The sequence below is a fragment of the Leifsonia sp. 71-9 genome (assembly GCF_001898805.1).
In the GTDB taxonomy this organism is placed as follows: domain Bacteria; phylum Actinomycetota; class Actinomycetes; order Actinomycetales; family Microbacteriaceae; genus Leifsonia.
The window spans coordinates 53605-64313 of the sequence record NZ_MKVJ01000015.1; the positions used below are offsets into that span (position 1 = coordinate 53605).

The window sequence follows — 10709 nt, forward strand, 5'->3', positions numbered from 1 at the left end:
GCCGGGCCGCCGGGCTCAGCGGAAGTCGCGGGAGGCCGTGCGGATGCCGGTCTGCAGCGGCTCCAGCCGGTCGGCGATCACGTTGACCACGCCCTCCTCGCTGCGCTCCAGGATGCCGCGCACGATCATCGCGGGCGCCTGCCGGGCGACCCGCCGGTAGCGGTTCCACACCCCGACCGGGCAGACCACGTTCACCAGCCCGGTCTCGTCCTCCAGGTTGAGGAAGGTCACGCCGGCCGCGGTCGCCGGCCGCTGCCGGTGGGTGACCACCCCGCCCACCTCGATGCGGCGCCCCGACTCCGAGGTCGCGAGCATCGCCGCCGTGCGCACCCCGCGGGACGCGAGAGCCGGCCGCAGGAAGCGGATCGGGTGGTCGTCGGTCGAGATGCCCGTCGCCCACAGGTCGCTCGCCAGCTGCTCCGCCGGGCTCAGCAGCGGCAGCAGGGGCGGCTGCACGGTGATCGCGGTCCCGGCGAGGTACTCCGGCCGCTCCTGGGCCGCGTTGCCGGCCTCCCAGATCGCCTGCCGCCGGTCGAGGCCGAAGCCCTCGAACGCGCCGGCCGCGGCGAGCGCCTCCAGCTGCGCGATGGTCAGCCCGACCCGGCGCGAGAGGTCGGAGAGGTCGCGGTAGGCGCCGTGGGCCTCCCGCTCGGCGACGATGCGCTCGGCGAGCTTCTCGCCGATGGAGGTCACCCCCGCCAGCCCCAGCCGCACGGCGTGGCCGGCGTCGCGACGGTGAGCGGCGTAGTCCAGCGGCACCCGCTGGTCGTAGGGGGCGATGGGAGGCTGCTCCTCGGCCAGGCACGGGTCGATGCCGGTCGGGCCGGGGCGGGCGTCGTCGAGCGGCTCGAGCAGCGGGAACACGCCGGAGCGCTGGATGTCGGGACGGTGCACCACCACGCCGTGCCGCCGGGCGTCGGCGGTGAGCGTGCGCGGCGAGTAGAACCCCATCGGCTGCGCGCGCAGCAGGGCGGCGAGGAACGCGCCGGGGTAGTGCAGCTTCATCCACGAGCTCACGTAGACCAGCAGCGCGAAGCTGATCGCGTGGCTCTCGGCGAAGCCGAAGTTCGCGAACGCCTCGATCTTCGCGTAGATCGCGTCGGCGTCGTCCCCGGTGATGCCGTTGCCCGCCATGCCCGTGTAGAGCTTCTCGCGCAGGGCGCCGATCTTCTCCACCCCGCGCTTGGAGCCCATCGCCCGGCGCAGCAGGTCGGCGTCCTCCGCGGTGCAGTCGCCCACCGCGACCGCCATCTGCATCAGCTGCTCCTGGAAGAGGGGGACGCCCAGCGTGCGCTTCAGCACCGGCTCCAGCGCCGGGTGCAGGTAGGTGACCTCCTCCTGGCCCAGCTTGCGCCGGATGTACGGGTGCACGGCGCCGCCCTGGATCGGACCGGGGCGGATCAGGGCGATCTCGATCACGAGGTCGTAGAACGAGCGGGGGCGCAGCCGGGGGAGCGTGCCGATCTGCGCTCGGCTCTCCACCTGGAACACGCCGATCGAGTCGGCGCGGCAGAGCATGTCGTACACGCCCTGCTCCTCCTTCGGGATGGTCTCCAGCGTCCACTGCTCGCCCAGCGCCGACGCGATCGCGCGCATCGAGTAGTCGAGCGCGCTCAGCATCCCGAGCCCGAGCAGGTCGAACTTGACCAGGCCCATCCACGCGCAGTCGTCCTTGTCCCACTGCAGCACCGTGCGCCCCTCCATGCGGGCGTGCTCGATCGGGCACACCTCGCCGACGGGCCGATCGGTGAGCACCATGCCGCCCGAGTGGATGCCGAGGTGCCGCGGGAACTTCAGCACCTGCTGCGCCAGCTCCACCACCTCGTCCGGGATGTCGTGGTCGTCGGTGGTCTGGACGTGCGACCACGAGTCGATCTGCTTGCTCCAGGCGTCCTGCTGGCCGGTGGAGTGGCCGAGCGCCTTCGCCATGTCGCGCACCGCGTTCTTGGGCCGATAGGTGATGACGTTGGCGACCTGTGCCGCGTTGTGCCGCCCGTACTTGCGGTAGACGTACTGGATGACCTCCTCGCGGCGGTCGGAGTCGAAATCGACGTCGATGTCGGGCTCCTCCTCGCGCATGCTGGAGAGGAAGCGCTCGAACGGCAGGTCGTACTTGATCGAGTCGACCGCGGTGATCCCGAGCAGATAGACGACCGCGGAGTTCGCCGCCGACCCGCGGCCCTGGCAGAGGATGCCCTGGCTGCGGGCGAACTGCACGATGTCGTGCACGATCAGGAAGTAGCCGGGGAAGTCCTTGGCCTCGATCACGTCGAGCTCGCGCTCGATGCGCTCCCGCTTCGCCGGGTTCTCGTCGAGGTCGTGGTAGCGCTCGGCCGCGCCGCGCCAGGTGAGCTCGCGCAGCCAGCTCATCGGGGTGTGCCCCTCCGGGACCTCCTGCTTGGGCAGCCGCGGGCGGGCGCTGCGCAGCCGGAAGGAGAGGTCGTCGGCGACCTCCACGGTCCGCTCCACCGCGCCGGGGTAGCGGGCGAACCGTTTGGCCATCTCGGCGCCGCTGCGCAGGTGGGCGGAGGCGGAGGCGGGCAGCCAGCCGTCCATCTCGTCCAGGCTGCGCCGGGCGCGCACGGCCGACACCGCGGTCGCCAGCGGGTACTGCGCGGGCGACGCGTAGTGGACGTTGTTGGTCGCCACGACGGGCAGGCCCAGCCGGTCGGCGATCCGGGCGAGCGCGTCGTTGTCGGTGGTGTCGTGCGGGTTGCCCTGGTCGATCAGCTCGACGAGCACGTTGTCGTGGCCGAACAGCTCCGCCAGGCGCGCCACCTCGTGCTCGGCTGCGCGCTCGCCCTGCTCGGCCAGCGCCAGGCGCACGTCGCCTTTGCGGCAGCCGGTCAGCACCATCCACTCGCCGCCGGCCTGCTCGGCCAGTTCGGGCAGCCGGTAGACCGGGCGCCCCTTCTCGCCGCCCGCCAGCTGCCCGGCGGTGATCGCGGCGGCGAGCCGGTGGTACCCCTCCTGCCGGCGGGCGAGCACGACGAGGTGGCTGCCCTCCGGATCGGCCTCGCCGTTCTGCGGGCGGCTGAGCGCCAGGGAGAGCTCGGCACCGAACACCGTCTTCACCCGCTCGTACGCCTCGGCGGCCTCGGCCAGGTGGACGACGCCGTAGAGTCCGTCGTGATCGGTGAGGGCGAGGCCGTGCAGGCGCAGCCGGGTCGCCTCCTCCAGCAGCTCCTCGGGCGAGCTCGCCCCGTCGAGGAAGCTGAAGTTGCTGTGCGCGTGCAGCTCCGCGTACGCGACGTGCCCGGTCTCCGGCTCCTCCGGGATGGGCTGCGGAACGTACTTCTGCCGCTTGCGGGAGGAGGGGCGCTCGACGGCCTGCTCGCCGGTGCGGCGGCCGGAGAGCCGGCGCTCGAACTCGGCCCACGGGATCGGCGGGTTGTCCCAGCCCATCAGTCGTACCTCGCCTCGGCGAACCAGCCGCCGGACGCCAGGCGCAGCAGCCAGGCCGTCCCGTCGGCGTCGACCAGCTGGAAGCGGTGCATCGCGCGGGCGAGCGTGGCGTCCCACCAGCGTTCGCGCACCGGCCACGGCCCCGCCCATGAGCCCACCTCGCGGGCGTCGTGCGGGCGGCCGGTGGGGGAGAAGAACGCGATCGGCGCGGTGAGGTCGCCGCGGTCGGTCACCTCGACGGTGTCGCCCTCGACGGTCAGCACCGCCACCGGCCGCGGCACCTCGAAGACGGTGGAGGGTGCGGGCGCGGGCAGCGACCCCGGCCACGGCTGCTCGGCACGGGAGGCGCCGACCGGCCGGTCGCCCCACGGCACCAGCACCTGCCGCTCGGTGAGCCCGCGGCCGCCGCCGATCGTGGCGGTGAGCACGGCCTCGTGCCCCAGCATGCTCTGCACGCGGGTGAGGCCGTGGTGGATGCGCTCGTCGGCTCCGCCGCCCCACAGGCCGTCCTCGTGGTGGCCGATGTCGTCCACCGCCTCGGGCACCAGGCCCACCCGCACGATCGGCGAGGCGAGCCCGGGGTCGAGGGCGCCGGAGCCCTGCAGCTGCCAGCGCACCCGGTCGACGACATCCCCCGCCGTGAACAGCCGCGGGTGCAGCCAGCTGCGCTCGCTGATGCGGCCGGCCTCGTCGGTCACCTCCACCCGGAGCGTGGTGCAGACCAGCCCGGCCTTCGTCAGGCCGCCGACGAACTGCTCGGCCGTGCCGCGCACCGCGAAGGTGACCTGGTCGACGCGGTCGAGGGGAGGCTCGAACTCGATGGTGCGGTCCAGCTGCTTCGGCGGGGTGCGCGGCACGACCGCGGCGCCGTCGAGGCCCCCGGCCAGGTCGTGCGCGTGCTCGCCGCGCTCCCCGAACCGCTCGCGCACGTCGAGCCGGTCGAGGGCGGCGAGGTCGCCGAGGGTGTGCAGGCCCAGGCGGCGCAGCAGCGGGGTCAGCTCGGTCAGCCCGAGCTGGGCGATCGGCAGCGGGGCGAGGAAGGCGGCCGACCCGCCCGCCGGGATGACGCGCACGCGGGCGGCGCCGGTGGAGCGGGCGGCCTGCCCGGCGGCGAACGGCCCGTCGGCGATGCCGGCGCGCGCATCCGGCAGCCCCAGCCCCTCCAGGCAGCGCAGCAGCTCGGCCGCGGCCTGCTCCTCGCCGCCGTAGTAGCGGGCGGGCCCGCGCGCCCGCAGAAGGAAGGTGCCGGGGCGCAGCGGCTGCACGCCGGGCGCGAGCTCCTCGATGGCCGCCAGCACCGGCTCGAACGCGCGCTCGTCGAGCACCGGGTCGTAGGGGAGCACCTCCAGCTGCGGGCAGCGGGACTGCGCCTCGCGCATCCGCAGACCGCGCCGCACACCGTCGGCGCGGGCCGTCGCCGAGCAGGCGAAGACCACGCCCTTCTCCATCAGGGCGATCGGGGTGTCCTCGGCCAGGCCCGGGTCCGCCCGGCAGGCGGCGATCACGGGCCAGTCCGGGCACCAGAGCACGATCGCGCGGGTGACCTCGCGCATCTAGCCCACCGCCTCCAGGCGCGTCGGGCCGGACGGGCGGAAGCTCTCGTCGGGCGCCGGCAGCCACAGCTCCGCGCGCCGGCGCGGTCCCGATCCGCCGCGCGGGGCGGACTCCACGGTCACCCGCCGGGACGAGAGGTAGCCCGCTCCGGTGCCGAGGCCGTCCCAGCCGCTGCGCGCCACCGAGAGCGTCGCCTCGGCCTGCGGCCAGTCGCCCGCGACGATCAGCGTCGACTCCCGCTGCCGCAGCCGGGCGCCCAGCCGGGCGACGTCCCCGTCTTTCGCGCGGGTCGGCGGGGCGACCGCCACGACCGCGAGCACGTCGACCACGGCCGCCGTCACGGTCAGCCACTGGTCGCCGGGATGCGGCACGAGCACCAGCCGCTCCAGGTCGATCCCGAACCGGCCGGCCGCCTCGGCGCCGAAGTCGGGCATGCCGATCACCCCGCACCACGCGCCCGCCGCACTGGGGCCCGCGAGCAACGCCATCAGCAGGGTGGTGGAGCCGTGGACCGCATAGGCGGCGCCGGCCTTGAGCGCCCCGCCCGGCAGCAGCGGCCCGAGCGCGGGATGCGTCTCGAACGTGCGGCTCTCGAGTTTCGTCGCCTGCATCTGCCGGATGCGCGACTGCAGCTCGTGCACCTGCGCCCGGTCGACGACCGGGTCGGCGAAGGCGGGTGCGGATGCCGGGGACATGCATCCATTTTCGAACACATGTTCGAACAGTGCAAATGCATTTTGGGGTACAAACGCCGTGCCCGGTGGATGGACCCTACGCCGGTTCCGTCACGAAGTCGATCAGGTGCTCCACCCGGCCGAGCAGCTCGGGCTCCAGGTCGGCGAACGTGCGCACCTGGCTCAGGATGCGCTTCCAGGCGCGCGCGATGTCGGCCTGGCTCTCGTGGGGGAGACCCAGTGCTGCGCAGATGCCGCGCTTCCACTCGATCGAGCGCGGGATGGCCGGCCACGCCTCCAGGCCGACCCGGGCGGGCTTGACCGCCTGCCAGATGTCGATGAAGGGATGCCCGACCACCAGCACGTGCGCGCCGTACGGGCCGCGCGCGACCGTCTCGGCGATCCGGCTCTCCTTGGAGCCGGGGACCAGGTGGTCGACCAGCACTCCGATCCGGCGTTCCCGGGTGGGGGCGAACTCGCGGACGATCGCGTCGAGGTCGTCCACGCCCTCCAGGTACTCGACGACGACGCCCTCGACGCGCAAGTCGTCGCCCCACACGCGCTCGACGAGCTCGGCGTCGTGGCGGCCCTCGACGAAGATGCGGCTCGCGCGGGCGATGCGCGCCTTCTGCTCGCCGACCGCGAACGAACCGGACGCCGTGCGTCCCGGGCCTCCCGCCGTGCGCTTCGGCACAACGAGGCGCACCGGCTCGCCGTCGATCAGGAACGCCGAGCCGAGAGGGAAGACGCGCTTCTTGCCGAAGTAGTCCTCCAGCTCGACGGTCTGCGCCTCCAGGCGGGTGATCGCCCCGCAGAAGCCGGTGGCGGACTCCTCCACCACCAGGTCGCGCACCGCCTCGACGTCGGGCACGGGTTTGCGCCCGGCCGTCTTCCATCCCGGTGCCAGCACATCGGATCCGTAGCGGTCGTCCATCACCCCAGGAGGCTATGCGAAACCCCAGGAGGTCCGGGGGAGGCACGCCCCGGCGGCCGGGAGACCGCCGCTCAGTCGAAGACGCGCACCAGGCGCCAGGTGCGGTCGACGGCGTCGTGCCGCACGTCGAACACGTGGGCGTCGCCGGTGTCGCTGGTCGCCTGGAACCGCCAGCCGCCGATCTCGCGCGGCAGCGCGCCGACGTCGTAGCGGTGCTCGCCGAACGGACGCCACCAGACCGGGGCGTCCGCCCACACGGTCGGCATGTCGCTCACGCGGTAGCGCGTCGACCGCCAGACCAGCCGCAGCGGGATGCCCTCCTCGGTCGTCCACACGGCGACCGCTTCGTCGACCTCGGTCATCGCCGTCACCTCCTCGATTCGAACGGATGTTCGAATGCGAGTGTAGACCGACCCGGGGACGTTTTCTGTCTCAGGACATCGGTTGCACATCAGCCTCAGGACATCGGTGACACGTCGGCCCTGTCGGGTGGTGACACTTCTCCTGAGGATGCGGCCCTCACCATGTGGCGGGGTGCACGAAATCTGCCGCCGGCCTGCCCAGCCATTGCGTCAGCCGCATGGCGAGTTCCATGTCCGCAAGGCGGGCGGTGCGGAGGTTCGTCAAGCGGCTCGGAGTGCATCCCAGCCGTTCAGCCAGGATCCCCCAGGTGAGTTCGCGATCGCGTCGCTGATCGTTCACGGCGGCATACAGCTCGGGAAGATCCCAACGGAGGCGCACGTCGGTCCCGATAGCAGGCAGACGTGTTTCTCCCACCGCTCGACTTCGCCCGAACAGGAACTCCTCAGGAGAACGGTCCAGCCATTGCAGCAGCATGAGCGCGTACTGGCAGGACATGGAGCCGCGTCTCACCGTCCGAACGAGCGCACCCGAGCACACTGCATGATCGTTCAGTGCGGCCCTCAGTCCGGCCGACTGTTCTGTGAGCTCCTCCGCCAAAGCCGGCCACCCCAGGCCCAACCGGACTCGGCGGGAGTCGAGTTCAGAGACCAACGCGGCCCCGTCGAATATTGGAGCAATCGGCATACGTGAAGTGAAGCACCAGCGACAGATTCCGGGAAGAGCCGAAGCGTGCGCAGGCGGTGTCCAGCAGCGTAACGGCGACCCCGAGGGCTCGCTGCCCGCGCACACCCCCCCCGATGCCCTGCGGCAGAACTCCTGCCCCTGCCATACTGTCCGCATGACCGACCTCAACGACCCTTCCGGCGCGTCGCTGCGCCTCAGCACGGACGAGCGCGAGCGCGCGGTCGCGGCCCTCCAAGCGCACGCGAACGCCGGGAGGCTCGACGGAGCGGAACTGCAGTCGCGCGTCGCGTCGGCGCGATCGGCGGTCACGCGGGGCGACCTCGCGCCTCTCTTCGCGGATCTGCCCGGTGGCGTGCAACTCGACGACCACGCGGGGCAGCCCGCGCAGCCCGTTCCTCCCGCGCAGCCGGTGCCGCCTGCCGCGGCGTACGCGCCCGGTCCCGCTGCGGCTCCGCCCGGCGACCCGTACGCCGGCCAGGGCTATCGGCCGAACAACCGCTGGGGCCTCCTGGTCGTGTCGATCATGCCGTTCATCGCGGTGATCCTGTTCTTCGTCACCAGCGGCGTCTGGGGCTACCAGTACAGCTGGCTGTGGTTCCTGCTGATCCCGCTCTCGGGCGCACTCGTCTACGGCATCGACGGGCCGCGCCGCCGCTAGCGAGAGCGAGCCACCCGAGCGCGGGCTAGCCCAGTGCGGTCCCGAACAGCAGGCCGAGCACGTAGGTCGCCGCGGCGGCGCCGTAGCCGATCGCGAGCTGGCGCAGCGCGCGCTTGAGGGGCGAGCCTCCCGAGAGCAGGCCCACGATGGCGCCCGTGGCGAGCAGGACGATGCCGACGAGCCCGGCGGAGACGAGCACGGCCGCCGTGCCGCCGAGACCGAACAGGTAGGGGAGGATCGGCACGAGCGCACCCGAGGCGAAGAAGCAGAAGCTCGACACGGCGGCACTCCAGCCGTTGCCGACCGCCTCGTGCTCGTCCTCGGCAGGAGCCGTGGCGGCACCGGGCGTCGCGACGGGGATCTCGCTGGTGTACGCCTCCAGGGTCCGCAGCGTCTCGGAGGCGCGGGCCTGGGCATCCGCGGGCGACATGCCGCGCGCGCGGTAGACGAGGGTCAGCTCGTTGGCGTCCACGTCCAGGTGCGGGAGGGCGGAGCGCGTCGCGGGATTGGGGCTGGAGGCCTCCAGCAGCTCCCGTTGCGACCGCACCGACACGTACTCGCCCGCGCCCATCGACAGCGCGCCCGCGAGGAGCCCGGAGACGCCGGTGAGGAGCACGACGTGCGTCGCCACTCCGCTCGCGCTCACGCCGAGCACGAGGGCGAGGTTGCTCACCAGGCCGTCGTTGGCGCCGAAGACCGCGGCGCGGAACGTGCCCGAGAGGCGCTGCCGCCCCCGTGCCGCGAGGGCGCGGACGACCTCCTCGTGCACCTGTTCGTCGGCGGCCATCTGCGGCGTCGCGTCGGCGTCGGTCGCGTACGGGGAGCGGGCCTCGGCGCGCTGCGCCAGCGCGAGGACGAAGACGGAGCCGAAGCGGCGGGCGAGGAAGCCGAGCATGCGCGTGCGGACGTCGCCGCGGAGCGGCTTGCCGACCTGATCGCCGAGCAGGTCGAGCCAGTGCTGCTCGTGCCGTCCTTCGGCGTCGGCGAGGGCGAGGAGGATCTCCTTCTCCTCGCCGGTGCGGCGCTGCGCGAGATCGCGATAGACCGAGGCCTCGGCGCGCTCGTCGGCCAGGTAGCGCCGCCACCGCCGGATGTCGGCGGGGGTGGGGGTGCGCTCGGTGCTCGTCATCGCGAGAAGTCTAGGCGACCCCCGTCGCGGCGTCGCGGAAGCGGTCCGCCCAGACGGCGGCGAGTTCGCGCACCGCGTCGGGGCCCTCGATCACGAACGGGGCGCCCGCCGCCGCGAGGCCGAAGAGCGCCCACTCGGGGCTCTCCACCGTCAGCCGGACGCGGGAGGTCGCGTCGTCGGCGGCGGAGACGGTCGCCCAGCGGCCGATGGCCTCCTCCACCCGGTCGTAGGGCGCGCTGACGACGGCATCGACGACCAGCGGAGCGGCCGTGGGGGAGAGGGAGGCGCGGACGTACTCGGCCGCGTCCTCGGCGGGCAGCTCGCGGGGCCGGAATCGCGCGCCGGTCGCGCGCGGCTCGGTCAGGCGGTCGAGCCGGAAGCTGCGCCAGTCGAACCGGGTCAGGTCGTAGGCCACCAGGTACCAGCGCCGGCCGACGGACACGAGCCGGTGCGGCTCGACGGTGCGCCGCGTCTCCTCGCCGCCGCGGGCGACGTAGGTGAACTCGAGCCGTTCCTCGTCCCGGCAGGCCTGGGCGACCGTCGTCAGGGTCGTCGCATCGGCGACGGGGCCGCCGCGCATCGCCGTCGCGAGGGTCGCCACCCGCAGGGCGTCGACCCGCCGCTTGAGGCGCGGAGGCATGACCTGCACCACTTTGGCGAGCGCCCGCACCGACGCCTCCTCGACCCCGGCGATCCCGCTCTGTGCGGCGGTGCGCAGCCCGACGGCGAGCGCCACCGCCTCCTCGTCGTCCACCACGAGCGGGGGCAGGGAGGCGCCGGCGGCGAGCTGGTAACCTCCCGCGACCCCGCGGGTGGCGTCGACGGGATAGCCGAGGTCGCGCAGCCGGTCCACGTCGCGGCGCAGCGTGCGCGGGGAGACGCCGAGCCGGTCCGCCAGCTCGTTGCCCGGCCAGTAGCGGTGGGTCTGCAGCAGCGACAGCAGCTGGAGGGTGCGCGATCCGGTGCTTGCCATGCTCCCCAGTGTGCACCGGGATGCGGACGGATCGTGACCGCTATTGCGCCGCGTCCGGGAGGAGAGCCTCCGCTCCCGGCCGGGACAGGGTGAGGACCACCTCCGTGATGTGCTCGTCCCGCTCGAGATCGGCCTCGACGGCGGCGAGGTCCGCAGCGACGGCGGATTCCCGGTCGTCGCCTGCCAGGTCGATCGCGGCGACGACGAACAGTCGCTCGGGGCCGACGAACTCGAGGTGCAGGAAGGTGACCTTCTCGACCTCGGGATGCGCGAGGATGCCGGCGAGGAGGGCCTGCCTGGCCCGCTCCGGTGCCTGCTCGCCGAGCAGGAACCGG

Annotated in this window: 9 protein-coding genes and 1 pseudogene; 1 reads left to right on the forward strand and 9 read right to left on the reverse strand. The window is 73.3% G+C overall.

Features of this window, described 5'->3' with window-relative positions:
• Positions 1-15 precede the first annotated feature (15 nt).
• The 6 genes from BGO91_RS09350 to BGO91_RS09375 form a co-directional block, all read right to left on the reverse strand.
• Complete coding sequence (locus tag BGO91_RS09350; RefSeq protein WP_290472492.1) at positions 16-3405, reverse strand: error-prone DNA polymerase; 3390 nt, start codon at positions 3403-3405, stop codon at positions 16-18.
• Complete coding sequence (locus tag BGO91_RS09355) at positions 3405-4958, reverse strand: DNA polymerase Y family protein (RefSeq protein ID WP_290472493.1); 1554 nt, start codon at positions 4956-4958, stop codon at positions 3405-3407. The genes BGO91_RS09350 and BGO91_RS09355 overlap by 1 nt, the downstream gene beginning before the upstream one ends.
• Entirely contained in the window at positions 4959-5654 is a 696-nt protein-coding gene (locus BGO91_RS09360) for a hypothetical protein (RefSeq protein ID WP_290472494.1), read from the reverse strand. It lies immediately after the preceding gene.
• A gap of 76 nt (positions 5655-5730) precedes the next feature.
• Positions 5731-6567, reverse strand: a complete 837-nt coding sequence (locus BGO91_RS09365; RefSeq protein ID WP_290472525.1) for a DUF3097 domain-containing protein — start codon at positions 6565-6567, stop codon at positions 5731-5733.
• A gap of 71 nt (positions 6568-6638) precedes the next feature.
• On the reverse strand, positions 6639-6929 hold the full coding sequence (locus tag BGO91_RS09370) for a DUF6504 family protein (protein WP_290472495.1): 291 nt from the start codon (positions 6927-6929) through the stop codon (positions 6639-6641).
• A 157-nt stretch (positions 6930-7086) separates the two neighbouring features.
• A complete protein-coding gene (locus BGO91_RS09375) occupies positions 7087-7425 on the reverse strand; it encodes a hypothetical protein (RefSeq protein WP_290472496.1) in 339 nt (112 codons plus the stop codon).
• A 343-nt stretch (positions 7426-7768) separates the two neighbouring features.
• Between BGO91_RS09375 and BGO91_RS09380 the strand changes: the two genes are divergently transcribed.
• The gene (locus BGO91_RS09380; protein WP_290472497.1) at positions 7769-8272 is read left to right on the forward strand and encodes a DUF1707 domain-containing protein; all 504 of its coding nucleotides are present in this window, start codon (positions 7769-7771) and stop codon (positions 8270-8272) included.
• A 25-nt stretch (positions 8273-8297) separates the two neighbouring features.
• Here BGO91_RS09380 and BGO91_RS09385 read toward each other — a convergent pair whose 3' ends face one another.
• The 3 genes and pseudogenes from BGO91_RS09385 to BGO91_RS09395 all read right to left on the reverse strand — a co-directional run.
• Positions 8298-9401: a VIT1/CCC1 transporter family protein gene (locus BGO91_RS09385; protein WP_290472498.1), complete on the reverse strand. Its 1104-nt coding sequence runs from the start codon at positions 9399-9401 to the stop codon at positions 8298-8300.
• Between the two features lie 10 nt (positions 9402-9411).
• Entirely contained in the window at positions 9412-10374 is a 963-nt protein-coding gene (locus BGO91_RS09390; RefSeq protein ID WP_290472499.1) for a YafY family protein, read from the reverse strand.
• Positions 10375-10414: 40 nt separating this feature from the next.
• Positions 10415-10709: pseudogene (locus tag BGO91_RS09395) on the reverse strand (cation transporter); the annotation flags it as partial.